General features: G+C 70.6%; 21 protein-coding genes. 9 read left to right on the top strand and 12 right to left on the bottom strand.

All coding sequences use genetic code 11. The annotated features are described in order from the left end of the window. Positions 1-158 precede the first annotated feature (158 nt). The gene (locus tag ACGFX9_RS02575) at positions 159-1130 is read left to right on the top strand and encodes a hydroxyacid dehydrogenase (RefSeq protein WP_393465558.1); all 972 of its coding nucleotides are present in this window, start codon (positions 159-161) and stop codon (positions 1128-1130) included. Between the two features lie 324 nt (positions 1131-1454). On the opposite strand, the gene ACGFX9_RS02570 is transcribed toward ACGFX9_RS02575, so the two are convergent. After that, complete coding sequence (locus tag ACGFX9_RS02570) at positions 1455-2084, bottom strand: DUF305 domain-containing protein (protein ID WP_393463521.1); 630 nt, start codon at positions 2082-2084, stop codon at positions 1455-1457. After that, entirely contained in the window at positions 2081-2746 is a 666-nt protein-coding gene (locus ACGFX9_RS02565) for a DUF3105 domain-containing protein (RefSeq protein WP_393463519.1), read from the bottom strand. The genes ACGFX9_RS02570 and ACGFX9_RS02565 overlap by 4 nt, the downstream gene beginning before the upstream one ends. Before the next feature lie 306 nt (positions 2747-3052). Here ACGFX9_RS02565 and ACGFX9_RS02560 point away from each other — a divergent pair, with 306 nt between their 5' ends. Further along, positions 3053-4414, top strand: a complete 1362-nt coding sequence (locus ACGFX9_RS02560) for a glutamine synthetase family protein (protein ID WP_160504710.1) — start codon at positions 3053-3055, stop codon at positions 4412-4414. Positions 4415-4478: 64 nt separating this feature from the next. On the opposite strand, the gene ACGFX9_RS02555 is transcribed toward ACGFX9_RS02560, so the two are convergent. Continuing rightward, positions 4479-4913, bottom strand: coding sequence for a VOC family protein (locus ACGFX9_RS02555; protein WP_393463517.1), 435 nt, complete (start codon positions 4911-4913; stop codon positions 4479-4481). A gap of 64 nt (positions 4914-4977) precedes the next feature. Further along, positions 4978-5490: a pyridoxamine 5'-phosphate oxidase family protein gene (locus ACGFX9_RS02550; RefSeq protein WP_393463515.1), complete on the bottom strand. Its 513-nt coding sequence runs from the start codon at positions 5488-5490 to the stop codon at positions 4978-4980. A 117-nt stretch (positions 5491-5607) separates the two neighbouring features. Between ACGFX9_RS02550 and ACGFX9_RS02545 the strand changes: the two genes are divergently transcribed. Further along, positions 5608-8601: a bifunctional [glutamine synthetase] adenylyltransferase/[glutamine synthetase]-adenylyl-L-tyrosine phosphorylase gene (locus tag ACGFX9_RS02545; protein WP_393463514.1), complete on the top strand. Its 2994-nt coding sequence runs from the start codon at positions 5608-5610 to the stop codon at positions 8599-8601. Positions 8602-8742: 141 nt separating this feature from the next. On the opposite strand, the gene ACGFX9_RS02540 is transcribed toward ACGFX9_RS02545, so the two are convergent. Genes ACGFX9_RS02540 through ACGFX9_RS02515 form a run of 6 tightly spaced genes read right to left on the bottom strand, consistent with a single transcriptional unit; the run spans position 8743 to position 15625 of the window. Beyond that, positions 8743-9633 (bottom strand): phosphatase PAP2 family protein, encoded by an 891-nt coding sequence (locus ACGFX9_RS02540; RefSeq protein WP_393463512.1) that lies wholly within the window; start codon positions 9631-9633, stop codon positions 8743-8745. A gap of 54 nt (positions 9634-9687) precedes the next feature. Then, positions 9688-10743 (bottom strand): LacI family DNA-binding transcriptional regulator, encoded by a 1056-nt coding sequence (locus tag ACGFX9_RS02535; RefSeq protein ID WP_393463510.1) that lies wholly within the window; start codon positions 10741-10743, stop codon positions 9688-9690. A 25-nt stretch (positions 10744-10768) separates the two neighbouring features. Beyond that, positions 10769-12418 carry a glycoside hydrolase family 13 protein gene (locus ACGFX9_RS02530; RefSeq protein WP_393463509.1) on the bottom strand — a complete coding sequence of 550 codons (1650 nt, stop codon included), beginning with the start codon at positions 12416-12418 and terminating at the stop codon, positions 10769-10771. A gap of 35 nt (positions 12419-12453) precedes the next feature. Continuing rightward, positions 12454-13365, bottom strand: a complete 912-nt coding sequence (locus ACGFX9_RS02525) for a sugar ABC transporter permease (RefSeq protein ID WP_393463507.1) — start codon at positions 13363-13365, stop codon at positions 12454-12456. 21 nt (positions 13366-13386) lie between these two features. Then, complete coding sequence (locus ACGFX9_RS02520) at positions 13387-14316, bottom strand: carbohydrate ABC transporter permease (RefSeq protein WP_393463505.1); 930 nt, start codon at positions 14314-14316, stop codon at positions 13387-13389. Between the two features lie 13 nt (positions 14317-14329). Then, on the bottom strand, positions 14330-15625 hold the full coding sequence (locus tag ACGFX9_RS02515; RefSeq protein ID WP_393463503.1) for an extracellular solute-binding protein: 1296 nt from the start codon (positions 15623-15625) through the stop codon (positions 14330-14332). Positions 15626-15949: 324 nt separating this feature from the next. On the opposite strand from ACGFX9_RS02515, the gene pulA reads away from it, so the two are divergent. From pulA to ACGFX9_RS02485, 6 genes are all read left to right on the top strand, one after another. After that, entirely contained in the window at positions 15950-18652 is a 2703-nt protein-coding gene (gene pulA / locus ACGFX9_RS02510; RefSeq protein ID WP_393463502.1) for a pullulanase-type alpha-1,6-glucosidase, read from the top strand. Positions 18653-18717: 65 nt separating this feature from the next. Next, positions 18718-20358, top strand: coding sequence for a SpoIIE family protein phosphatase (locus ACGFX9_RS02505; RefSeq protein ID WP_393463500.1), 1641 nt, complete (start codon positions 18718-18720; stop codon positions 20356-20358). Positions 20359-20452: 94 nt separating this feature from the next. Beyond that, the gene (locus tag ACGFX9_RS02500) at positions 20453-21379 is read left to right on the top strand and encodes a metal-dependent hydrolase (RefSeq protein ID WP_393463498.1); all 927 of its coding nucleotides are present in this window, start codon (positions 20453-20455) and stop codon (positions 21377-21379) included. Between the two features lies 1 nt (position 21380). Beyond that, a complete protein-coding gene (locus ACGFX9_RS02495; protein WP_393463496.1) occupies positions 21381-22451 on the top strand; it encodes a PDR/VanB family oxidoreductase in 1071 nt (356 codons plus the stop codon). A gap of 65 nt (positions 22452-22516) precedes the next feature. Continuing rightward, complete coding sequence (locus tag ACGFX9_RS02490) at positions 22517-23221, top strand: TetR/AcrR family transcriptional regulator (RefSeq protein WP_393463494.1); 705 nt, start codon at positions 22517-22519, stop codon at positions 23219-23221. Continuing rightward, a complete protein-coding gene (locus tag ACGFX9_RS02485; protein WP_393463492.1) occupies positions 23218-23733 on the top strand; it encodes a GNAT family N-acetyltransferase in 516 nt (171 codons plus the stop codon). Before ACGFX9_RS02490 ends, ACGFX9_RS02485 begins: the two co-directional genes overlap by 4 nt. Before the next feature lie 4 nt (positions 23734-23737). On the opposite strand, the gene ACGFX9_RS02480 is transcribed toward ACGFX9_RS02485, so the two are convergent. Next, entirely contained in the window at positions 23738-25654 is a 1917-nt protein-coding gene (locus tag ACGFX9_RS02480; RefSeq protein WP_393463490.1) for a hypothetical protein, read from the bottom strand. A 21-nt stretch (positions 25655-25675) separates the two neighbouring features. Next, complete coding sequence (locus ACGFX9_RS02475) at positions 25676-26167, bottom strand: tetratricopeptide repeat protein (protein WP_393463488.1); 492 nt, start codon at positions 26165-26167, stop codon at positions 25676-25678. Positions 26168-26337: the final 170 nt, after the last annotated feature.

The raw sequence follows: 26337 nt of genomic DNA, 5'->3' as shown, positions 1-26337 counted from the left end.
ACTAACGCCGGTCAACCCCCTTGGCCCGGCGATCTCTTGACCGCCGTCCCGACTTCGGCCTAGCCTCCAGGCGCTGTTGGGTAACCGGTTACTACGAGGGATGGTCACGCGTGGCAGACCAGGCAGAGTTGAAGGGCCCGCCGAAGACGGCGCTCGCCATGAGCGCGGACGTGGCGGAGCGGGTCTTCGCCCCGGGCATCCGCGAACGGCTCGCCCGCAGCGTGGAGTTGGCCCCCGCCCTGCTCGCCGGGTCACTCACCGGTGCCGAGGCGCGGGCGGTGCTCGCCGAGGTGGAGATCCTGGTCACCGGCTGGAACTGCCCGCCGGTGACGGCCGAGGTCCTTGCGCACGCGCCTCGGCTACGGGTTCTCGTGCATGCCGCCGGATCGGTGAAGCCCGTGGTGACGGACGCGCTGTGGGACCGGGGCGTGGTGGTCTCGTCGGCCGCCGACGCGAACGCGGGGCCCGTCGTGGCCTACACCCTCGCCGCGATCACCTTCGCGGCGAAGGGGGCGCTGTCGGCCGCCGCGGGCTACAGCGAGGGCTGGCCGCCCTTCACCGAGCGGGCCGGCGCCGACGCGCGGACCGTCGGGATCATCGGGGCGTCACGGATCGGACGCGGGGTCATCGCCGGGCTGCGGAAGTCCGACGCGGGGTGGCGGGTGCTCCTCACGGATCCGTACGTCACCCGGGAGCAGGCCGCGGGGCTCGGGGCGGAGCTTGTGGAGCTGTCCGAGCTGTGCCGCCGCAGCTCGATCGTCAGCATCCACGCGCCTCAACTGCCCGAGACGCGGGGGATGGTGAGCGCGGACATGCTGAAGCTGATCCCGGACGGGGGAGCCGTCATCAACACGGCGCGGGGCTCTTTGCTGGACACGGAGGCGCTGGCCCGGGAGTGCGGGGCGGGGCGCCTCGACGCGTTCCTCGACGTCACGGACCCGGAGCCGCTGCCGCCCGGGCATCCGCTGCTGGTGCTGCCCAACGTGCTGGTCACCCCGCATGTGGCGGGGGCGCAGGGGAGCGAGGTGCGGAGGCTGGGGGAGTTCGCGGTGGGGGAGGTCGAACGGTTTCTGGCGGGGGCGCCTTTGAGGGGGAGGCTTTTGCGGGAGGAGTTGCTGCGGATGGCTTAGCCCCTGGGCTTTGGGCGCCGTTTGGCTCCGGCTTCGGTGGGCCTGGGGCTGTCCCGGCGCCCCCTGGCTCTGCGCGCCGCACGTCACCGGCTTCGCCGAGTTCGTCCTCAAACGCCGGACGGGCTGTTTCCTAGCCCCTGGGCTTCGCGCGCCGCCCGTCACCGGCTTCGCCGAGTTCGTCCTCAAGCGCCGGACGGGCTGGTGGTCCGTCGCGCGGGCTGAGAGCCCGTCCCGCGCGGGGTGAGACTCTGTCCCGCGCGGGCCGGCTTCGGGGGGGCCTGGATCCCCCCGGCCACCCCCGACTGGTGATCGGCCTCCCCGGAGTTACGCCTTCGCTCCCCGTGCCTTCAACAGATCCGCCATCAGCTTGATCTCCGACTCCTGCGACTCCACCATCCCCCGAGCCAGCCGCAGTTCCGCCCCCACCTCACACCGCTCCACGCACCCCTTGGCCATATGAACGCCGCCCTGGTGATGCTTGGTCATCAGCTGCAGGTAGCGCACCTCGGCGGCGCGGCCGTTCAGCTTGCCCAGCTTCTCCAGGTCCGTGTTCGTCGCCATTCCCGGCATCAGCGCGCCGTCCCTGCCCGGGGGCATGTCGCCCATCCCCATCCATGCCATGGGGGCGTCCTCCGGCACCTTCGGCAGTTCCCACAGGTCGAGCCAGCCGAGCAGCATGCCCCGCTGGTTCGCCTGCGTCTGCGCGATGTCGTACGCCAGGCGGCGGATCTCCTTGTCCTTCGTGCGGTCGCGCACGATGTACGACATCTCCACGGCCTGCTGGTGGTGCGTCGCCATGTCCTGGGCGAAGCCCGCGTCCGCCGACGACGTGGACGGCGGGGTGGACGAAGAGGAGTCCGAGCTGTCCGTCGTGGCGACCCCGGCGGTGATCCCGCCGGCCACGATCACCGCCGCCGCGACACCGCCGACCAGCCACCCCGTACGCCGCCTCACTGGCCCTTGCCACCCGTGCACGCGGCCCCCGGCTCAGGGGTCTGCTTGCCCTGGACGTACGAGGAGAAGAAGGACTTGACCTTCGGGTCGGCCGCGCCCGTCACCGTGCGCTGGTGGCCCCAGGCCGACAGCATGATCGGGTCCTTCTGGTCCTTGACCGGGCTCATCAGCGAGTACGGCGTCTGCTTGACCTTCTGCTCCAGCTTCTTCAGGTCGGCGGCCTTCGCCTTGTCGTTGTACGTCACCCAGACCGCGCCGTGCTCCAGGGAGTGCACGGCGTTGCGCTCGGGGAGCTCGTCCTTGTAGACGTCGCCGTTGCAGTTCATCCACACCTGGTCATGGTCGCCGCCCACCGGCGGAGTCATCGCGTAGCTGACGTCCTTGGTGACGTGCGTACGGCCGAGCTGCTTCGCGTTCCAGACCTTCTCGCCGTCCGCGGTCACCTTGAACTTCGGCGCCGACTTCGCGTCGGTCTTCGCGGCGGAGTCGTCGTCCGCCTTCTGGAAGAGGACGACACCACCCACGGCGAGGGCCGCGACCACGACCGCGCTCAGCGTGATCGTGATGACGCGGCCCCGGCGGTCGCGTGCGCGCTCGGCCCGGCGCATCTCCTCTATCCGTGCCTTGCGGGATGCGTTGCTCGTGTTCTTGGCGGAACCCATGATGTGTCCTTCGGCGATGCGGCGATACGACGGAAAGGGCGGGACGCGCGGGGCGGAACATGGTGGAGCGGTGCGCTGATCGTAATGGGCGAGCCCGGCGGACTGTAGGGGCGGTCTGAGCCGCCCGCTGTTACGGGCGGGCCGATCAGCAGGCACTATGGGCACAGGGCGGCACATGGCCCGCAACGCGCCGGAAACGGTGTGGTGGGATGCTCATGTGCCCCGATGTGTCCCCAGACGCGAGCTCAGCGCGAGCACCGGGCGGACGCAGGCGGCCTGACCAGCAATGATGGGTGGAAGCGGAAGATGGACAAGCAGCAGGAATTCGTGCTCCGGACACTGGAGGAGCGCGACATCCGGTTCGTACGCCTGTGGTTCACGGATGTCCTCGGCTTCCTGAAATCGGTCGCTGTGGCTCCCGCCGAACTGGAGCAGGCCTTCGACGAGGGCATCGGCTTCGACGGCTCGGCGATCGAGGGATTCGCCCGAGTGTACGAGTCGGACATGATCGCCAAGCCGGATCCGTCGACCTTCCAGGTCCTGCCCTGGCGCGCCGAGGCGCCCGGCACGGCCCGGATGTTCTGCGACATCCTGATGCCGGACGGCTCCCCGTCCTTCGCGGACCCGCGCTATGTCCTGAAGCGGGCCCTGGCGAAGACCTCCGACCTCGGTTTCACCTTCTACACCCACCCCGAGATCGAGTTCTTCCTCCTGAAGGACAAGCCGCTGGACGGCTCGCGGCCCACCCCCGCCGACAACTCCGGCTACTTCGACCACACCCCGCAGAACGTCGGGATGGACTTCCGCCGCCAGGCGATCACCATGCTCGAATCCATGGGCATCTCGGTCGAGTTCAGCCACCACGAGGGCGCGCCCGGCCAGCAGGAGATCGACCTCCGTTACGCGGACGCACTCTCCACGGCCGACAACATCATGACGTTCCGCCTGGTCATGAAGCAGGTCGCACTGGAGCAGGGGGTCAACGCGACCTTCATGCCCAAGCCCTTCTCCGAGCACCCGGGCTCGGGCATGCACACGCACCTCTCCCTCTTCGAGGGCGACCGCAACGCGTTCTACGAGTCGGGCTCCGAGTACCAGCTCTCCAAGGTCGGCCGCTCCTTCATCGCGGGCCTCCTGAAGCACGCCGCCGAGATCTCCGCGGTCACCAACCAGTGGGTGAACTCCTACAAGCGCATCTGGGGCGGCTCGGAGCGCACGGCGGGCGCGGGTGGCGAGGCCCCCTCGTACATCTGCTGGGGCCACAACAACCGCAGCGCGCTCATCCGCGTCCCGATGTACAAGCCCGGCAAGACCGGCTCCGCCCGGGTGGAGGTCCGCTCGATCGACTCGGGCGCGAACCCCTACCTGACGTACGCCGTCCTGCTCGCCGCGGGCCTCAAGGGCATCGAGGAGGGCTACGAACTGCCGCCGGGCGCCGATGACGACGTATGGGCCCTGAGCGACGCCGAACGCCGCGCGATGGGCATCGAGCCGCTGCCGCAGAACCTGGGCGAGGCGATCGCCCTCATGGAGCGGTCGGAACTGGTCGCCGAGACGCTGGGCGAGCACGTGTACGACTTCTTCCTGCGCAACAAGAAGCAGGAGTGGGAGGAGTACAGGTCAGAGGTCACCGCCTTTGAGCTGCGGAAGAACCTGCCGGTGCTGTAGGCCACGCCAGGGGCGCGGGGCTGTCTCGGTGTGCGGCCCCGCGCCCCTTACGGCCCCGCGTCCCTTACGGGGCCGCGGTGATCGAGGCCCGCAAAGGCGTCGTCGCCCGCACCCGGTACTCCTGGATGGCCCACCCATTGCCATCGGGGTCCTTGAAGTACATGAACGTCCCGCCGTCCTGCGGCCCATGCGCCACCGGCTCCGACACATCGAGGCCACGGGCCGTCAGCTCCGCGTGGGCCGTCTTCGCGTCGGCCACACACAGCTGCAGGCCCTGGTAGGAGCCGGGGGCCGGGGTAGGGCCGTCCATCGTTTCCCAAAGGGTGTCGGCCAGGGCGATGGAACAGCCGGAGCCCGGCGGGGTCAGCTGGACGATGCGCATGCCCGGCATGACCTCCGTGTCGATGTCCACGTGGAAGCCGAGCTTGTCGCGGTAGAACTCCTTGGCCCGGTCGACGTCACTGACGGGGAGCGGGATGACCTCGAGTGTGTATTCCATGGGCCGAGTACACCAGGGAGCCCACGGCTTGTCAGCGCGAATGACGGCCTCCGCCCCGTGCCCCTCACGTGAACCGCCACCGAGTCTGGCTGAACGGCTCGCCCTTGCCGAAGCCGAAGGCCGTGCGAGGGGCCACCTCGAAGACGTACGCGTGGCCCGCGCCGTGGTGGAAGCAGCCGTCGCGGACCTCGTAGTGCCAGAAGCTGCCGTACTTCGCCTCCCACGCCGCCGCCAGGCGCTCCAGCCTCTCCTCGTCGGTGACGCGGACGGCGGTGCCCTCGACGACCAGGTCGTATCCCTTGTCCCAGAGGTTGACGCCCGTCGTCAGCACGGTCTCCGGGTTGGCGGCTAGGTTGCGTGCCTTGCGCTCCTCGGGGCCCGTGCAGAAGTGCAGGGCGCCGTCCAGCCAGACCGCGGGCAGCGGGGTCACATGGGGGCGGCCGTCGGGGCGCACCGTCGAGACCCAGAAGAGCTCGGCCGCCTTGAGCTGCCGCACGGCATCGGGCCATGGGGTCGCCGCCGCCCCGGGACTGCTGTACCGCACATCCAGTTCCGTACGCGGTTCGCTGCTCGGCATGGTCCGCCTCCTGACGCCACCCATGAAGCTTCCGTCGAAGGGCCGACTCCGCGGGAGGGCAGAACTCATCGGTCAGGCCGTAGGCTCGGGCCAGGAGTGATCGAACGGAGGCGCGGAATGACGGTGCCGCAAGGGCGCAGAAGCAGTACGTTCACCCGGCTGCTGCGGCATGGTTTCACCGATCCGTCCGCCGCCGAGCGGCTGCTCGGAGCCCCGGAGCTGTCCGCGTTGCGCTCGGACCCGGTGCTGCTCGACGCCCTGGGAGCGGCTGCCGACCCGGACCTCGCGCTCCTCGGCCTCGTACGTCTGGTCGAGGGCCAGCCGGACGACACGAGCCGCCGTGAGCTGCTCGACACCCTGGTCAGCGCCAAACCGCTGCGCGACCGGCTGCTCGGCGTGCTCGGCGCCTCCGAGGCGCTCGCCGACCACCTGGCCCGCCACCCCCGCGACTGGCGGGCCCTGGTCACGTACGAGTCGGCCGACCTGCACCCCGGCGTCGAGGAGTTCGTGCAGGGCCTCGCCGACGCCACCGACCCCGTCTCGCTCCGCGTCTCCTACCGCCGCTGCCTGCTGTCGATAGCGGCCCGTGACGTGTGCGGCACGACGGACGTCGCGGAGGCGGCGGCCGAGCTCGCGGACCTGGCGACGGCGACCCTGCGCGCCGCGCTCGCCATGGCCGAGGCGGACGCGCCCGGGGATGCCGCGCAGTGCAGGCTCGCGGTCATCGCCATGGGCAAGTGCGGTGGCCACGAGCTGAATTACGTCTCCGACGTCGACGTCATCTTCGTCGGCGAGGCGGTGGGCGGAGCCGACGAGGGCAAGGCGCTGCAGGCCGCCACGCGGCTCGCCTCGCACATGATGCGGATCTGCTCGGAGACCACGGTCGAGGGCACCATCTGGCCGGTCGATGCCAACCTCCGCCCCGAGGGCCGCAACGGCCCCCTGGTGCGCACCCTCAGTAGCCACCTCGCCTACTACCAGCGCTGGGCCAAGACCTGGGAGTTCCAGGCGCTGCTCAAGGCCCGCCCGGTGGCCGGGGACCTCGCACTGGGGGAGGAGTACGTCACCACGCTCGCGCCCCTCGTCTGGCACGCCGCCGAGCGCGACAACTTCGTCCCCGACGTGCAGAAGATGCGCCGCAGGGTCGTGGAGAACATCCCGGTGGGCGAGGTCGACCGCGAGCTGAAGCTGGGGCCCGGCGGGCTGCGGGACGTCGAATTCGCCGTACAGCTCCTTCAGTTGGTGCACGGCCGGGGCGACACGAGGATCCGCAGCGGCTCGACCCTCGCGGCCCTCGATGCGCTCGCGGCCGGCGGCTATGTGGGCCGGGTGGACGCCGTCCAGCTCGACGACGCCTACCGCTTCCTGCGCTCCCTGGAGCACCGCATCCAGCTCTTCAAGCTGCGGCGCACCCATCTGATCCCCGAGGACGACGCCGACCTGCGGCGCATCGGGCGCTCGCTCGGCATGCGGATGGAGCCGATCACCGAGCTGAACCGCGCGTGGAGGCGGCACACCTCGGTCGTGCGCCGCCTGCACGAGAAGCTCTTCTACCGCCCGCTCCTGGACGCGGTGGCCCAACTCGCCCCCGGCGAGACCCGGTTGAGCACGGAGGCGGCCCGCGAACGCCTCGTGGCCCTCGGCTACCACGACCCCTCGGCGGCCCTGCGCCACCTGGAGGCCCTCGCCTCCGGCGTCACCCGCAAGGCGGCCATCCAGCGCACCCTGCTGCCCGTCCTGCTCGGCTGGTTCGCGGACTCGGCGGACCCCGACGCGGGCCTCCTGAACTTCCGCAAGGTCTCCGACGCGCTGGGCAAGACCCCCTGGTATCTGAGGCTCCTGCGCGACGAGGGAACGGCGGCCGAGAACCTGGCCCGCGTCCTGTCCGCCGGACGCCTGGCCCCCGACCTCCTCCTGCGCGCCCCCGAAGCCGTCGCCCTCCTCGGCGACCAGCGCGGCCTCGAACCGCGCGACCACGCCCACCTGGAGCAGGAGGTCCTGGCGGCGGTGGGCCGCGCGAACGGCGCCGAACAGGCGGTGACGGCGGCGCGAGGCGTCCGCCGCCGCGAGCTCTTCCGCACCACCGCCGCGGACATCGTCGGCTCGTACGGCACCGAGGAGAGCCCCGCGGAGGCCGATCCCGGCGCGCTCGTCGACCGGGTGGGCGACGCGGTGTCCGACCTGACGGCGGCGACCATCGCGGGCACGCTGCGCGCGGTGGTGCGCGAGGGCTGGGGCGACACGCTGCCCGTCCGCTTCTCGGTGATCGGCATGGGCCGCTTCGGCGGCCACGAACTGAGCTACGGCTCGGACGCGGACGTCCTCTTCGTCCACGAGCCCCGCGAGGGCGTCGAGGACCAGGAGGCGGCGAAGGCGGCGGCCAAGGTGGTCGCCGAGATGCGCCGCCTGCTCCAACTCCCCTCCGCCGACCCGCCGTTGCTCATAGACGCGGATCTGCGCCCGGAGGGCAGGAGCGGGCCCCTGGTGCGCACCTTGAAGTCGTACGAGGCCTACTACCGCCGCTGGTCACTCGTCTGGGAGTCCCAGGCGCTGCTGCGGGCCGAACCGGTCGCGGGCGACGCCGAGCTGGGCCGCGCCTTCGTCGAGCTGATCGACCCGTTCCGCTATCCGGCGGAGGGCCTGGGTGACGACGCGGTCCGCGAGATCCGCCGCCTGAAGGCCCGGATGGAGGCGGAACGCATGCCGCGCGGCGCCGACCCGACCCTGCACGCGAAGCTGGGCCGTGGCGGTCTTTCGGACGTCGAATGGACCGTCCAGCTCATGCAGTTGACCCACGGCTGGGTCGAACCGGGCCTGCGCACCACACGCACCCGGGAGGCCCTCGCCGCGGCCTGCGCGGCCGAGCTGATCCCGACCGAGGATGCGGCGATCCTGGACGAGGCGTGGGTCCTTGCCACACGGGTGCGCAACGCGGTGATGCTGGTGCGCGGCAGGGCAGGGGACACGTTCCCCTCGGACGGGCGCGAGCTGGCCGCCGTGGGGCGGTACTTGGGGTACGACCCCGGGCATGTGGGGGACATGCTGGACGACTACCGGCGGATCACGCGCAGGGCGCGGGCCGTGATGGAGGAGAGGTTCTACGGGGCGTAGAGGGGGCGTAGGGAGCACCCTGCGGCTGCGTCTCGACGAGTGGTCGAAGCGGCTGGAGGACGAGCGGGCCGCGCGGGGCCTGGCGCATCAGGGACCTGCGGGACGCGGGCGCGGTGGGCGCATCACGTACCGAGGTGGAAGCTAGACCTTCGCCTTGCCCCTGAGCCGCAGCAGCGTCTCCCGCAGGCTCTGGCGGCTCTCCGTCACGTCCTGCGGCAACGTGTAGGGCATCGACCCGTACCAGAGCCGCGCCACGGCGAAACCGAACGTCAGGCAGATCATGCCGCCCACCGCGTCCAGCCAGAAGTGGTTCGCGGTCGCCACGATCACGATCAGGGTCGCCGTCGGGTAGAGCAGGCCGAGCACCTTCACCCACGGCACCGAGGCGAGGGCGAAGATCGTCAGGCCGCACCACAGGGACCAGCCGATGTGCATGGAGGGCATCGCCGCGTACTGGTTCGACATGTGCTTGAGGTCGCCGGAGGCCATGGAGCCCCAGGTCTGGTGGACCAGGACCGTGTCGATGAAGTCATGGCCGGTCATCAGGCGCGGGGGCGCCAACGGGTAGAAGTAGTACCCGATGAGGGCCACACCCGTGGTCGCGAAGAGCACCAGGCGGGCGGCCGCGTACCGCCCCGGATGCCACCGGAAGAGCCAGACCAGCACGCCGAGCGTCACGACGAAGTGCAGTGTCGCGTAGTAGTAGTTCATGCCGACGATGAGCCATGTCACCGAGTCCACAGCGTGGTTGACGCTCTGCTCCACGGCGATCCCGAGGTGCTGCTCCACCCGCCAGATCCAGTCGGCGTTGTGCAGGGCCTGCGTCTTCTGTTCGGGCACGGCGTTGCGGACCAGTGAGTACGTCCAGTAACTCACGCCGATGAGCAGGATCTCGAACCAGAGGCGAGGGCGTCGGGGAGTGCGCAGACGGCGCAGGAAAGTCCGCCCATTGCGGTCTTCCTCCTCGCCCGCGATGGGTGATGAGGTGGGCCGCTGTCGGCCTTCCAGTGTCGTCACAGTCATCTCACCCATAGGCACAGAGTCTGCCAGATTCCCACCCTCCGCCCGATCATCCCAAGGTCTGGTTCAGGGCGCATTCTCTACGCCCTGAGGACGACTGCGATCCCCAGGGGCCGAAGCGGTTGAACCCCGAACCACCAGCTCGGGCATGAAGACGAATTCGCTGTGCGGCGCGGGCGTGCCGCCGATTTCCTCCAGGAGTGTACGCACGGCCGCCTGCCCCATCGACGGTACGGGCTTGCGTACCGTCGTCAGGGGCGGATCGGTGAATGCAATCAGGGGCGAATCGTCGAAACCGACCACCGATATGTCGTCCGGGACCTCGAAACCGCGCTGCCGCGCCGCCCGTATCGCCCCCAGGGCCATCATGTCGCTCGCGCACACGACGGCCGTGCAGCCGCGGTCCATCAGCGCCGACGCCGCGGCCTGGCCGCCCTCCAGGGTGTAGAGCGAGTGCTGGACCAGGTCCGACTCGATCTCATCGGGGGACAGTGCGAGCTGGTCCTGCACCGTGCGTACGAACCCCTCGATCTTCCGCTGTACGGGCACGAACCGCTTCGGGCCCAGGGCGAGCCCGATGCGTGTATGACCCAAGGAGACGAGGTGGGTGACCGCGAGGCGCATCGCCGCACGGTCGTCGGGTGAGATGAAGGGCGCCTGGACCTTCGGCGAGAAGCCGTCGACCAGCACGAACGGCACGCCCTGCGCGCGCAGCTGTTCGTAGCGCTGCATGTCGGCGGAGGTGTCCGCGTGCAGCCCGGAGACGAAGATGATGCCGGAGACGCCGCGGTCCACCAGCATCTCCGTCAGCTCGTCCTCGGTGGAGCCGCCCGGCGTCTGCGTGGCGAGGACCGGCGTATACCCCTGCCGGGTCAGGGCTTGCCCGATGACCTGGGCGAGCGCGGGGAATATCGGGTTCTCCAGCTCCGGCGTGATCAGCCCGACCAGGCCCGCGCTGCGCCGGCGCAGCCGCACCGGGCGTTCGTAGCCCAGTACGTCGAGTGCGGCAAGCACGGACTGACGGGTGGCCCCGGCGACGCCCGGTTTGCCGTTGAGCACCCGGCTGACCGTCGCCTCGCTGACCCCCGCCTGTGCTGCGATGTCGGCCAGCCGCGCGGTCACAGGATTGGACTGTACCGGTCGCATCTCAGGCTGCCCACCAGACCGTTGAATCTGCCGGAAGGCTCGTCTCGGCGCCGGACTCCCCGAGGCCGGCGCTGGCCAGGAGAACCGTGCCGGGCGTGGGGATCGTGACGGCGTCGGCGGTGAGGTTCACCGTGCAGACGACCGAGCCCCGAGGGGTCGTACGGCGGAAGGCGAGAACACCCTCCGGGGCCGGCAGCCACTCCACGTCACGGCCCGCCCCCAGCGCCGGGTGCTCGCGGCGCACGGCGAGCGCGCCGCGGTAGAACTCCAGGGTCGAGTGGGGGTCGCCCTCCTGGGCCTCGACCGTGAGGCCCTTCCAGGAGGCCGGCTGCGGCAGCCAGCTCGGGCCGCCCTCGGCCGGTCCGAAGCCGAACGGCGCCCGCTCCCCGGACCAGGGCAGCGGCACCCGGCAGCCGTCCCGCGTCCCGTCCTGCCCGGCGCTGCGGAAGAACGCCGGGTCCTGGCGCACCTCGTCCGGCAGCTCGGTCACCTCCGGCAGGCCGAGCTCCTCGCCCTGGTAGATGTACGCGGAGCCCGGCAGCGCCAGCATCAGGAGGGTGGCCGCCCTCGCCCGGCGCAGGCCGCGCGCCTCGTCGCCGTCCGCGAAGCGGGTGGAGTGGCGTACGACGTCATGGTTGGAGAGCACCCAAGTGGCGGGAGCGTCGACGGAGTTCATCGCGCTCAGCGAGCGTTCGATGACGGCGCGCAGCTCGGCCGCGTCCCAAGGTGTCGTCAGGTACTCGAAGTTGAAGGCCTGGTGCAGCTCGTCCGGCCGCAGATACAGGGCGCTGCGCTCCACGGTCGGCGTCCACGCCTCGGCCACGGCGATCCGCTCGCCCGCGTACTCCTCAAGGATCTTGCGCCACTCGCGGTAGATCTCGTGCACGCCGTCCTGGTCGAAGTAGGGGACGGCCTGGCTGCCGAGCAGCTTCACCTGCTCCTCGTGGCCGATGTCGGGCAGGCCCGCCGCCTTGACCAGGCCGTGGGCCACGTCGATGCGGAAACCGTCTATGCCGAGGTCCAGCCAGAACCGCAGGATCGAGCGGAACTCGTCGTGCACCGCCGGGTGGTCCCAGTTGAAGTCGGGCTGCTCGGGCGCGAAGAGGTGCAGGTACCACTCGCCGTCCGCGACCCGCGTCCAGGCCGGGCCGCCGAAGATGGACTCCCAGTCGTTGGGCGGCTCGGAGCCGTCCGCGCCCTTGCCGGGACGGAAGTGGAACCGATCCCGAAGCGGCGAGCCCGCGCCCTCCCGCAGCGCCTGCTTGAACCACTCGTGCTGGTCCGAGCAGTGGTTGGGCACCACGTCGACGATCACCCGCAGGCCGAGCGCGTGCGCTTCCCGTACGAGGTCGTCGGCGTCCGGCAGCGTGCCGAACATGGGGTCCACCGCGCGGTAGTCGGCCACGTCGTACCCGGCGTCGGCCTGCGGCGACGCGTAGAAGGGGGAGAGCCAGACGGCGTCCACGCCGAGGTGCTTCAGATAGGGGAGGCGGGCCGTGACACCCGGCAGGTCGCCCATGCCGTCGCCGTTCCCGTCGGCGAAGCTGCGCGGGTAGACCTGGTAGATGACGGCGTCGCGCCACCACTCCCGGCGCGCACTGGCGTCGGACGAGGCGTCGGCGGGACGGGCGGCGGTGACGTGCTGGGTCATGAAGTCCCTTAGGAGTACGGGGAGTTACAGGAGAGTCAGGACTTGGTGCCGCCGGCCGTGAGGCCCGACACCAGGTTGCGCTGGACCAGCAGGAAGACCAGGGTCGCCGGTATCAGGATGATCACCGAGGCGGCGGTCATCATGGCCCAGTCGGCGCGGGACTCGGTGGCGAAGGTCCGGATGCCGACGGCGAGCGTGTAGTGGTCGGCGCCCATGAACTGGGAGGCGTAGGCGACTTCGCCCCACGCGGTGAGGAAGCTGTAGAACGCGGTGACCGCGAGCCCCGGCTTGGCCAGCGGCACGATCAGCCGCCAGAACGTGCCGAAGGGCGTGAGCCCGTCCACCCGTCCCGCCTCGTCGATCTCCTGCGGGACGGTGTCGAAGTACCCCTTCATCATCCAGGCGCAGAAGGGGACGGCCGTCGTCGCGTACGTGAGGATGAGCCCCAGGTAGTTGTCGATCAGGTCGAAGCGGGCGAGGAGTTCGTACAGCGGCACGATCAGCACGGCCATCGGGAACATCTGGGTGACCAGGAAGCTCCACATCAGCTGCCGGTGGCCGGGGAACCGCATCCGCGAGACCGCGTAGCCCGCGGTCGCCGCGAGGAAGACGCCGAGCACCGTGGTGCCGCCCGCGACGATCACCGAGGCGCCGAACCACTGCGGGAAGTCGGTGTCGGTGACGACCTTGACGTAGTTGTCGAGGCTCAGCCCGCTGATGACCTCGCCCGGGTTCTGCCAGGCGGACTTGGGCCCGAGCGATATGAAGACGATCCAGAGCACCGGGAAGGCCGCGACCAGGCTCGCCAGTATCAGCGTGCCGTGCAGGGCGACCGAGGCCAGCGGCGAGCGCTCCTCACGGCCGCGCACCTTCTTCACCCGGCGGACCGGGCTCTGTTCGGCCGCCGCCAGGGAAGGGGCCGGGGAGTGGGTGGTTGCAGAGGTCATGGTGTTCAGGCTCCTTGACCCTCAGGCCTGCTCGGTCTTGAGCTGGCGTCGGCGGTAGAAGGTCGAGAAGGCGAGCAGCAGGGCGAGAATCACGATTCCGTAGGTCGCCGCACCGGAATAGTCGGACACTCCGGTAAACGCCTTGCGGAAGGCGAAGGTCACGAGGATGTCCGCCTCACCGGTGGTGTTCTGGCCGAGCAGCAGGTAGATCACCGCGAACATGTTGAACGTCCAGATGCAGCCGAGCAGGACCACGGTGTTCGTCACCGGGCGCAGGCCGGGCAGGGTCACGTTCACGAAGCGCTGCCAGGGCGACGCACCGTCCATCTCGGAAGCCTCGTACAGCTCCTTGGGAATGGACTGGAGGCCGCCGAGCAGCGCCACCATGTTGAAGGGGACGCCGATCCAGACGTTCACCATGATCACGGCGGTCTTCTGGGCGAGCGGGGTCGCCAGCCAGTTCTGCGCGGGCAGACCGACCGCCGTGATCATTTCGTTGAAGACGCCGTACTGGGAGTTGAGCATCAGCCGCCAGGCGAAGACCCCGACGAACGCGGGGACCGCCCAGGGCAGGATGAGCAGCGCCCGGTAGAGCAGCTTGGCGCGCATCTTGCGGTTGAGCAGCAGGGCCAGACCCATGCCGATGCAGACGTGCAGGACGACGCAGGCGAAGGTCCAGACGATCGTCCAGGTCAGGCGCGGATAGAAGTCGCCGTCCGCTCCGGAGAGCACCTGCCAGTAGTTGTCCAGGCCCACCATCTTGTACGTCGCCGGGGCGTGGAAGGCGCCGATGTCGCGCGCCACGTTCGCCTCGTTGGCGTTGGTGAGGGAGAGATAGAAGCCGTAGCCGAGCGGGTAGAGGACCAGAACCGCCAGGACGATGACGACCGGAGCCACCATCGCCCAGGCGTACCAGTACTTCTGCCAGGAGTGCTTCACTGCGGTGAGCATGGGTCAGGAGTCCTCAGCCGTTCAGGGTGTAACCGGGGAGCAGCTTCTTGAAGTCCTTGGCTGCGGCGTCCAGGCCGGACTTCACCGGCACGTCGCCCTGAAGGATCTTGGTGTACTGCTGCACGAGCGGCGTGAAGAGGCTGCCGACCTGCGGGAGTGCCACGCGCGGCCGTGCGGTCTTCATGATCGGCTGGAAGCCCTTGATGCGGGCGTCCGCGGTGACCTTCTCGGTGTACGCGGAGTCGCGGGTCGGCAGCGTCGCGGTCTCGGCGGCGATCTTCTGCTGGCTCGCCGTCGACGTCATGAACTGCGAGAAGAGGTAGCTGGCGTCCAGGTTCTTCGAGCCCTGGTAGACGGTGAGGTCGTGACCGCCGGTGGGGGACTCGGCCTTGCCGGTGGAGCCGGCCGGGACCGGGGCGTAACCGAGGTTGTCCTCCTTGCCCTTGAAGGCCGAGCCCGTGAGGTCGTCGGTGACCGACCAGGGGCCCTGGACCAGCATGGCGACCTCGCCGTTCTTGAACGAGTTCTGCATGTTGTCGTAGGCGTTGGCGAAGTCGACCTTGGCCGAGGCCTGGTCGTAGACCTTCTTCGCGGTCGTGACGGCCTTCACGGCCTCCGGCGAGTTGATGGTGATCTTCTTGGACTTGGTGTCCGCGAGATCGGTGCCCTCGCCGTAGAGGAAGGGCAGCAGGAAGTAGGAGTCGGGGTTGAGGTAGGTGCCCTCGACGCCGGTCTTCTTCTTGATGGTCTTCGACGTCGCGATGAACTCGTCCCAGGTGGCGGGCGCCTTCTTGATGCCCGCTTCCTTGAACAGCTTCTTGTTGTAGAGGATCCCCAGGGTGTCGGTGACCGACGGGACGCCGTACGTCTTGCCCTGGTACTTGGTGGTGTTCAGCGGGCCTTCGGTGAAGTCGTCCGTGCCGCCCTTGAGCGCGGCGGTGCCGTCGAGCGGCGCGATGTAGTGCAGCGAGGCGTACTCGGGGATCAGGCCCACGTCGGCGCGCATCACGTCGGGGGCGCCCTTGCCGGTCTTGGCGGCCGACTTGAACTTCTGCTCGATCGAGGCGAACTCGATGTTCTCGTAGTTCACGTCGATCTTCGGGTACTTCTTCTCGAACTCGCCGATCAGCTTCTTGTAGACCGGCGCCTCGGTCGTGGCGTCCGAGGTGTCCCAGTAAGTGATGGACCCGGAGATGTCCTTGGCGTTCTTCGCCTTGCCGCCGGTCGAGCTGTCGTCGTCGCTGCCGCAAGCGGTGGCGGCGAGCGCCAGTGCGGTGACCGCGGCGGCGATCGATATGCCACGTCGCATATTGAACTCCTAGAGGAAGGACCCGCTGTGCCGTCCGTCCCATCGACGGCCGCCGGGCTGGCAGGAAGTTAACAGCCCTGCAAGGTCTTGCGAAAGACCTTGCAGGATATTTTCTGCGCAACGGATGCCAGGCGGGGGCGGTGTGTGGGGAGCGGGGTGCCGTTCGGGGAGGGTGTGCGGACGGGCATCGGCGGGGACTTCTTGCAAAGTCTTGCTGCAAGTCCTTCGCGGCGGTACGTTCCCGGTCACTCACCCGGACCCGCAACCGGTCGAACGCCTGCGCCGTCACCGGCCGGGCGCCCGGACACGCAAGGAGAGTCCCTCGTGGCCCCCCAGCTCAGACGCCGCACCGCGGCGGCCACCGGCACGATCGTCGCGCTGCTCGCGGCCCTCGTCGCCGCGATACCGGCGGGCGCAGCCGCCCCGCCCCCGAGCACCGTCGACCTGTCGAAGTCGGCCGCCCAGTGGATCGACCGGACCACGGTCGCCCTGCCGAAGGAGAGCGAGACCCCCTCCGCCGACACCACCCGCATCGTCTCCGACCAGGACGGGAGGCTCGCGGTCGAGGACGGTGAACTCACGGGCGCAGGACAGGAGTTGCGGCTGAAGAAGCTCCCGTCAGGCCTGACCGAAGCCCAGCGGGACAGGTTCCCGCAGCTGCGTGCGTACACGGCGTACGAGGTCGACCGGCGCGACCGGCGGCGCGCCCCCGAAGCGCTCACCGGGCAGCTCGTCCTCGCCCAGCGCGCGGCCGGCGGAAAGCTCGTCACCGCCACCGGAGTCCAGACGCAGGGCGTCCTTGACGACCTCTACGCGGCGAAGGCGACGAAGGCCACGCTCGGCCCGGTCTTCCACCGGTCCGGCACGGTGACGCTCTCCGTGTGGGCACCCACCGCGCAGTCCGTCGGGCTCGAACTCGGCGGCGAGCGGGTGCGGATGCGGCGCGACAGCGGGAGCGGAGTGTGGTCCGCCACCGGCCCCCGAAGCTGGAAGGGCCAGGAGTACCGCTATGTGGTGAAGGTCTGGGCGCCGGGCGTCCGGAAGATCGTCACGAACACGGTCACCGACCCCTACGCGCTCGGCCTCACCGCCGACTCCGAGAAGTCCCTGGTCGTGGACCTGGCCGACAAGAAGCTCGCGCCCAAGGGCTGGGCGGACACGGTCAAGCCCGCGCCCGTCGCCCTCAGGGACGCGCAGATCCAGGAGCTGCACGTCCGGGACTTCTCCGTCGCCGACAAGACGTCGAAGCACCCCGGGAAGTATCTGGCGTTCACGGACACCGGCTCCGACGGCATGAAGCACCTGAAGAAGCTCGCGGCGGCAGGCACCTCCTACGTGCACCTCCTGCCGGCCTTCGACTTCTCCACCGTCCCCGAGCGGGAGTCCGCCCAGGCGAAGCCCGACTGCGATCTCCCCTCGTACGCCGCCGACTCCGCCGAACAGCAGGAGTGCCTGGCCAAGGTCGCCGCGAAGGACGGCTTCAACTGGGGCTACGACCCCCTGCACTTCACCGTGCCGGAGGGCTCGTACGCGAGTGACCCCACAGGGACGGCGCGCACGGTCGAGTTCAGGAGGATGGTCCAGGGGCTCAACCGGCAGGGCCTGCGGGTGGTCATGGACGTGGTCTACAACCACACGTCCGCCAGTGGCCAGGCAGCCGCGTCGGTCCTCGACAAGATCGTGCCCGGCTACTACCAGCGGCTGCTCGCCGACGGCTCCGTAGCGAACTCCACCTGCTGCTCCAACACGGCTCCGGAGAACGCCATGATGGGCAAACTGGTGGTCGACTCGCTCGTGACCTGGGCCAAGGAGTACAAGGTCGACGGGTTCCGCTTCGACCTGATGGGACACCACCCCAAGGCCAACATCCTGGCCGTACGGGAGGCCCTGGACGCGCTCACCGTCAAGAAGGACGGCGTCGACGGAAAGAAGATCATCCTCTACGGAGAGGGCTGGAACTTCGGCGAGGTCGCCGACGACGCCCGCTTCGTCCAGGCCACCCAGAAGAACATGGCGGGGACGGGCATCGCCACCTTCTCCGACCGGGCACGTGACGCGGTGCGCGGCGGCGGCCCCTTCGACGAGGACCCCGGTGTCCAGGGCTTCGGCAGCGGCCTCTACACGGACCCGAACTCCTCGCCCGCCAACGGCACTTCGGCCGAGCAGAAGGCGCGGCTCCTGCACTACCAGGACCTGATCAAGGTCGGCCTCTCCGGCAACCTGGCCGACTACGCGTTCACGGACACGGCGGGGGAGCGGGTCACCGGCGCGGGCGTCGACTACAACGGCGCACCCGCCGGATACGCCGCCGCGCCGGGCGACGCCCTCGCCTACGCCGACGCCCACGACAACGAGACCCTCTTCGACGCCCTCGCCTTCAAGCTGCCCAAGACGGCGACAGGGCGGGACAGGGCGCGGATGCAGGTGCTCTCCATGGCCACGGCGACGCTCTCCCAGGGCCCGGCGCTCTCCCAGGCCGGGAGCGACCGCCTGCGCTCCAAGTCCCTCGACCGCAACTCCTACGACAGCGGCGACTGGTTCAACGCCCCGCACTGGGACTGCCGCGACGGCAACGGCTTCGGCCGGGGCCTGCCGCCTGCCGCCGACAACAAGGACAAGTGGCCCTACGCCGAGCCCCTGCTGACGTTGGTCGAGGTGGGCTGCCCGGAGATCGAGGGGGCGTCGGCCGCGTACCGCGATCTGCTGAGGATCCGTGCGACGGAACCGGCCTTCGGGCTCCGCACGGCGGACGAGGTGCAGCGGACGCTGTCCTTCCCGCTGTCGGGGCGCGAAGAGACTCCCGGCGTCATCACCATGCGGCTCGGCGATCTCGTCGTGATCTTCAACGCCACTCCGCAGACCCAGGAGCAGCAGGTCACACAGGCGGCGGGCGACGCGTACGCGCTGCACCCCGTGCAGGCGACGGGCGCGGATCTTACCGTCAAGCGGGCCGCGTACGAAGCGGGTTCGGGGACCTTTACCGTTCCGGGTCGTACTGTCGCCGTCTTCTCCCGGGGCTCGCGATAGGGCGCTAGCTTGTGGGGCAGGCCCCGAGGGGGCCTGTCCCGTCCCGCTCTGAGGGGCTGTCCCGCGTGAGCGCCAAGGGTAAGGCAGTGAAGACGGTCTGCACGGTCCTCGTGGTCGACGACGTGGCCGCCAGCAGGTACGCCCTGAGCGCGGTCCTGCGCAGGGACGGCCATCGCGTCGTGCTCGCCGCGAGCGCGGGCGAGGCCCTGATCGAACTCGACGCGCGGATGCGGGCGGGGGACCTGCCGGACGTGGCGCTCGTCGACGTCGGCCTGCCGGACATGAGCGGCTATGAACTCTGCCGCCGGATGAAGCAGTTGCCCCCCATCGCCGCCCTGCCCGTCGTCCACTTCTCGGCGGCGGCGCACGCGCCCGCCGACCGGTGCCAGGGGCTCGACGCGGGCGGCGAGTCCTATCTGACGGTGCCCGCCGAACCGGAGGAGATCCAGGCGGTCGTACGGGCCGCCGCGCGCGGGGGCCGTAGCCGCACCGACGCTCAACAGCGGGTCGGGCGGCTCGCGTTGCTGGCCGGGACGATCCTGGACGTGCAGTCCGCGCGCTGCCTCGGCGAGCTCGCCGAGGCAGCGGCGGCGGGCACGGCACGGCTGACCGGCGGCCACGCGGCGGTGTTCGTGCTCGGCGAGGAAGGCGAGATCCACCGGGGGCTCTCGGGATACAGGACCCCCGCCTCCCTGCCGGACGCCGAGGCGCACGCGGCCGTGGCCCGGCTGATGCGGCGCGTCATGTCCGGGCGGACAGGGGTACGCCCCACCGTCGTGCCCGCGCCGCTGTGGCCGCCGGGGTTCTTCCGCCCGGCGGGGTCCGGTGGGCAGTGCGACGGCAAGCCCGAGGACGCGGGCCTCGTCCTTGCCCGGTTGCGCGAAGGGCGCACGCTGGTGGGCCTCGCCACGCCCGCGTACCAGGAAGGGCCGGGCGGCGAGACGGGCCAGCTCGTCGAACGCCTCGCCCACGCGACCGCCCTCGCGGCGGAGCCGCTGCTGATGTACGAAGAGGAGCGGCACATCGCGCTGACCCTCCAACGCAGCTTCCTGCCGGGCACGTTGCCGGAACTGCCCGGCACCGAAGTCGTCGTCCGCTACGAACCGGCGTCGCGCCAGACGGAGATCGGCGGCGACTTCTACGCCGCGCTTCCGACGCCCGCCGGTGTCCTGACCGCCATCGGCGATGTCGTCGGGCACTCCCTCGACGCGGCCACGGTGATGGTCGAGATACGGCACGCGTTGCGCGCCTACTGCCTGGAGGACCCCGGCCCCGGCGCACTCGCGGGGCGCCTCGACCGGATGCTCCAGCGCTACCACCCGGACGTGACGGCCACGATGTGCCTGTGCCTCGTCGACCCGGACACCGGGCGCACCCTGATCGCCAACGCGGGGCACATCCCGCCGCTGGTGGTGCGGGACGAGGGCACGGCCGCGTACGTCGACGTGCGGGGGCCGCTGCTCGGCCTCGGGCTCGACAGGCCGCCGCCCGCCGAAGTGGTCCTCGCGCGAAGCGAGCGCCTCCTCATGGTCACCGACGGGCTCATCGAGACGCGGGGCACGGACCTGGCGGTGTCGATGGAGCAGCTGCGGGCCGCGGCGGCCGGCGCGCCGCCCGGTGTCGACGACCTGTGCGACACGCTCCTCGGGTGCTTCGGCCACGAACGGGAGGACGACATCGCGCTCCTCGCGTTGCGCCGGCGCTGACTCGCGTTGCGCCGCCGCTGAGACGAGACGTCCGGAGAAAGAATCCGCCGCACACACCTGTACCGGCCCGCCTACCCGTCAGTACATTGACGCCATGTCTAATACGCAGAGCCGGGAGCCCGAGGCCGTCGCGTCCGAGCGCATACCGCTCAAGGCACGCAAAGTCTCCTTCTCCTGGGAGGACACCCCGCTCCACTGGGTGCCGGGCGACCCCTTCGCCACGCACATGATCAACGTGCTGCATCTGCTGCTCCCGGCGGGCGAGCGCTGGTTCGTCCACGTGTACAAGCAGGTGCTGCCGTACATCCGTGACGACCGGCTCCGCGAGGACGTCATCGGCTTCATCGGCCAGGAAGCCATGCACGCGCAGGCCCACGACGAGGTCCTCCCTCACCTCAAGGACCTCGGCCTCGACCCCACGCCCTACACCGCCCAGGTCGACTGGCTCTTCGAGAAGATGCTCGGCGACAGGACGCTGCCGCCCGGCAAGGCCCGCAAGTGGTGGCTGATGGAGCGCGTCGCGATCATCGCGGCGATCGAGCACTACACCGCGTTCCTCGGCAACTGGGTCCTGAACGCCGACGAACTCGACCGCCGGGGCGCCGACCCGACCATGCTGGACCTCCTGCGCTGGCACGGCGCGGAAGAGGTCGAGCACCGCTCCGTCGCCTTCGAGCTCTTCATGCACGTCGACGGCGGCTACCGCCGGCGCGCCCGCACCTGGGCGACGGCCTTCACCGCCCTGGTCTTCCTCTGGCAGCGCGGCGCGCGCTTCTTCATGGAGAACGACCCGACGCTGATCGGCGGCAAGGCTTCCTTCAAGGGCTTCTACCAGGCCGGGAAGAACGGCACGCTGCCCACCACCCCGGACATGATCCGCTCCATCCCCCGCTATCTGAGCCGCTCCTACCACCCCTCCCAGGAGGGCAGCACCGCACAGGCCGTCGCCTACCTCGCGTCCTCACCGGCGGCCACCGCCGCGGAGGCCGCGACGGCCACGCCGTCCAAGGGAGCGCACTGACATGCCCCGCATCCGCACCGTCCTGCTCGTCGCGGGCGCGGCCCTGCTCACCAGGCGGGCCATGCGCCGCCGCATCGACGCCTCCCCGCTCTGGCCGCTGCCCGCCCTGGAGGAGCCCGTCTCGGGCCGCCCGCGCTCCCGTGCGCTGCGCCTCCTCGTCACCCGGCACGAGAGCGTCGCCGATGGCGTCGTCCAACTGCGCCTTGAGGGCGGCGACTTGCCCGCCTGGCAGCCGGGCGCCCACCTCGACCTGGTTCTGCCGTCGGGTCTCGTCCGCCAGTACTCGCTGTGCGGCGACCCCGATGACACCTCCTCGTACACCGTCGCGACCCGTCTGATCGGCGCGGAGCAGGGTGGCCGCGGCGGGTCGCGCGAGGTTCACGAGCAGCTTCAGGAAGGGATGGAGGTCGAGGTGCGCGGCCCGCGCAACCGCTTCCCGCTGGCCGACGCCGATGCGTACGTCTTCGTCGCGGGCGGCATCGGCATCACCCCGATCCTCCCCATGCTGCGGCAGGCCGAGGCGGCGGGCCGCGACTGGCGGCTCCTGTACGGGGGCCGCTCCCGCGCCTCCATGCCGTTCCTTGAGGACGTACGGAAGCTGGCGGGGTCCGCGGAGGACCGGGTCACGGTCGTCGCCGATGACGAGGACGGCCGCCCGGACCTGGCCGCCTTCCTCGCGGATCTGGCCCCCTCCACCGCGGTCCACGTCTGCGGCCCCGAGGCCCTGATGGAGGCGGTGGCGGCCACCCTGCCGCCGAGCGCCGACCTCCACCTGGAGCGGTTCACGCCCCACACCTCCACGGACGGCAACGGCGCCTTCGAGGTGGAATTGCGCCGCAGCCGCCGGACCATCGAGGTGCCCGCCGACACCACGGTCCTGGCCGCGGTGCGCGCGGAGCTGCCCAACACGGCGTACTCCTGCGAGCAGGGATTCTGCGGGACGTGCCAACAGCGGGTCCTGGAGGGGGAGATCGATCACCGCGACGAACTGCTCACGGACGCGGAGCGCGGCGACTCGATGCTGATCTGCGTTTCGCGGGCGAGCGGTGACCGAATCGTCCTGGACATGTGAGAGATGTGAACGGTTGGAGTGGACCGGCCCCTTGGACGGCCGGATCTGCTCGGTAAGGTGTTCGCATGACTACCGGGGTGCGCCGCAGAATGGGTGTCGAGGAGCGGCGGCAGCAGCTGATCGGGGTCGCCCTTGAGCTGTTCAGCCACCGCTCGCCCGACGATGTGTCCATCGACGAGATAGCGGCGGCCGCGGGCATCTCGCGTCCGCTCGTCTACCACTACTTCCCGGGCAAACTCAGCCTGTACGAGGCGGCGTTGCAGCGGGCGGCCGACGATCTGGCCGAGCGTTTCGTGGAGCCGCGGCGGGGTCCGCTCGGCGCGCGCCTGCTGCGGGTGATGGGCCGCTTCCTGGACTTCGTGGACGGCCACGGCCCCGGTTTCTCCGCGCTGATGCGGGGCGGCCCCGCGGTCGGCTCCTCCACCACGAACGCGCTGATCGATTCGGTGCGCCAGGCGGCGTACGTCCAGATCCTCGCGCACCTGGGCATCACGGACCCGCCGGCGCGGCTTGAGCTGGTGGTCCGCTCCTGGATCTCGCTCGCCGAGTCGACGGCGCTCATCTGGCTCGACGGACGCCGCATCCCGCGCGCCGAACTGGAGCTTCAGCTGGTGCACGACTTCGCGGCCCTGGCCGCGGTGAGCGCCGCGTACGACGAGGAGATGGCGTCGATCCTGCGCCGCATCCTCGCCGAGGAACCGGCGGACGGCCCGTTCGCCGAACTGATCACGCGCCTGATCGCGCTGGCCCCGACGGAGCAGCACAGTTGACCCACAGACTGGCCGAAGAACAGGACATTCCCACCCTGGTCGCCCTCTACGACGGTGCCGCGCGCTGGATGCTGGACCGGGGCATCGACCAGTGGAAGCCGGGCGACAAGGACGCGGCGCACTTCCGTAAGCGCATCGCGTCGGACGAGGTCTGGCTCGCGTACGCGGGCGGTGAGGTCGCCGGAGCGTACGAGGTGTGGTGGTCGGACGAGCCTGCCTGGGGCGTGCAGCCGCCCGTCGCGGGCTATGTGCACCGCCTGATGACACGACGCGGGGCGCCGCCCGGCCAGGGCCGCGCGATGCTGGCGCATGCGGAGCGCCGGATCGCGGCGGCGGGCCGGGAGCGGTGCCGCCTGGACTGCGTCTCGTCCAACCCGCGGCTGCGGGAGTACTACGAGGGGGCGGGCTACGTGGTGGTGGGGGAGCTGCCGGGGAAGGTGGCGGCGGACGGGAGCACGTACGGGGTGATGCTGCTGGAGAAGGACGTGCGGGGGCTCAGCGGTGGTGGCTGAGGGGTCAGCGTAGAGTCGGCACCTTCTTGCCGTCCGTGAGCCGGCCGGTGAGCCCTGCGTGAGCCTTGCGGTCCGTGGGGACGGCCAGCGTGTTGCCGGGGGTCGGGGCGCTGCCCGACATCGTGACGGAGACGATTTCCTTGCTGCCGCCGCCCAGGAGGTACCAGTTGCCGCCGCGGGACTTCCACCGCACTCCCGCGAGCACCGACGGCTCCCGCCCTCCGCAGGCCGGTGAGTCCTCCGCCTTCGCCGCGACCGCCGCCGCGCCTCCCGCCCGGAACAGCGCGAGCACCCGGCTGTCGGCGCCCCGCCAGGTGTCGGCCCGGGTGCAGATCCACGCGGCGGGGCCGTTCGCCTCGGGCAGGGCCTGGCGGGCGTACTGCCAGGAGTTCACGGACCGCACGCCGTTGGACCGCGCGGCGGCGAGTGAGCAGGCGGTGTCCGACCAGTCCGTGGCCGTGGCCTCGCGCGGGGCCCGGGGGCGGCCGGCGGTGAGGTGTGCGGGAACGATTTCGCCGAGGTCGGTCGAGAAGCGGTTCGCTCCTGTGTTGTCCCGCAGCTCCAGAGCGTTCCACGACGTACAGGAACTTGCCTGCGCCGGGCTGGCGAGCGGCTGGGTCACGCCGTCGTCGTCCCGCTTCACGGCATCGGCGCCGCTACCCGGCTTCAGCAGGTCGCGTACGGAGACGCCGGCCACCCAGGGGGCCGTCAGATAGCGCACGTTGCCGTCGACCCGGTTCACCACCAGGGCGCCCGCCTCGGCGCTGGACGCGCCGTCCACGCGGGCGAAGTCGAGTGCGGCTCCGCCGGTGCCGTCCTTGGGCTCGGCGTAGCGCACCACGCGCAGGCCGTCGTAGAGCAGGACGACGCGCGCCGCGTCGACCTCACCGGCGAAGAGCAGCTGCGGGGGGCCGGGAGGGGCGCCCGCGGCGGTGCCGGGTGTGGCCGAGACCTGTACCGACTCACCGGGCCTTGCCCAGACGGCCAGGGCCCGCCGCAGCAACGCTTCGTCATCGACGAGCGCACCCCTCGCGGGCCACACGGAGAAGTCCGTACGGGCGGACCGCTTCCACGTGCCCGCCGCGACCTTCGTCAGCTGCCCCGGGTCGAGCGCCGCCTGCCCCGCCGGGTTCTGCGCGTAGGCGGGCGCCGCGGCCCCGTCGGGACCCCAGCCGCCGCCCGGCAGTCCGAGCAGCGCCCCGCAGACCAGCGTGGCCACAAGCGCGACGCCCGCGGCCTTCATGTGCTGCCTGCGCCGCATCAGGTCGGTCGGCCTCGCCTGCAGCGAGCACGGGTCGAACTCGGGCGACCTGAGCAGGTCGTACAGCGCGTCCACGCCGTCGGCCTCGTCGAGCGCCGCTTCCGGCTCGTCGACTCCCGCTGCGGCGAGCACCTTGCGTACGTCGGCGTCGGGGAGCCGCTCAAGGCCTCGCAGTACGTACGCGGCGCGGGCGGGGCCCGAAAGGGACGCGAGGCGCTGATCCAGGGCGAGTTCGTCGGCGCCGCCCGAGCGGGGGAAGAGCCGAAGCCCCCATACCTGCGGCAGCAGCGGGGGCAGCTGCGCGCGCTTGGGCAAGGCCTTGCGCCGCAGCGGGAGCCCGGCGTCGAGCGCGGTGCCGATGACCCGCAGCCGCACATACGCGTACCCGGGGTCGCCGCCGCGCCCTTCGCCCTCCCGCTGCACGGGAATGCCTTCCGTGCCCCCCGACCTGCCGCTGCGGGGGAGCGCACGCTGGGTGAGCGCGTGGGCGGTCAGGACCCGCCGGTTGCGCCCGAGGCTGGGCGGCAGCACCAGATAGGCGAGCCGGACCAGGCGCGGGTAGTGCTCGACGAGGGCGGCTTCGGCCTGCTCGACATCGACGACGGCGGAGAGATCCTGGGGCGGGGAGGGGGACTTCACATTCGACGACACGTTCAGCAAAACGAGCGAATCGTCGGGAGGTCACCCGTCCATGAGCTGTCGCGCATAGTTTCCCATCGACCGCTGGTATCGCGGCAGATGGGGCGCGAGGGCCCCCAGGACCAAGGAGAGTCCCTCCCTCTCGCGGCCGAGGTTGGCCAGGCACAGAGCGAGGGTCGCGCGCACGGCGTCGTCCAACTCGTCGCTCGGTGCCTCCAGTTCGGGTGTAAGGAGGGCGACGCCGGCCTCGGCCTGGCCGACGTTCCTCAGCGAGCTGGCGAGTTGGATGACGGTGCGGCGCCGCCGATACCCCTCGAGCCCCTTCTCCAACGCCTCCCGGTACAGGGGGACTGCCCGGTCCGAATGGCCCGTGGAGTCGAAGGCGCAGGCTCGCTCGAAGGGGTGTACGGGGTTGCCCTCGGGCAAGGCTTCGACCAACTGGTCGATCAGCGCCCGGAACTCCGCTCCTTCTGCCTCGCCCCTCTCAAACCCGGCCCAGGCTTCGGCCACTTGCTTCTCCCACGCGATATCCATGGGGCAACTTTCCCACGAGGCAAGTCCTGTTCCCCCACGGAGGCGATTTCTCCCGAACAGACCCTTCCCGCCCACCCGCCCGTTTGCCCCGCAGCGACCTCTGGACGAACAAGCTTTCCCGCCCACCCACCCGATTGCCCCGCAGCACGACCGATTGGCTGCAGTCGGGA

It is taken from the genome of Streptomyces sp. NPDC048436 (assembly GCF_043200355.1).
Classification (GTDB): Bacteria; Actinomycetota; Actinomycetes; order Streptomycetales; family Streptomycetaceae; genus Streptomyces.
This window is presented reverse-complemented; position numbering and strand designations above follow the sequence as displayed.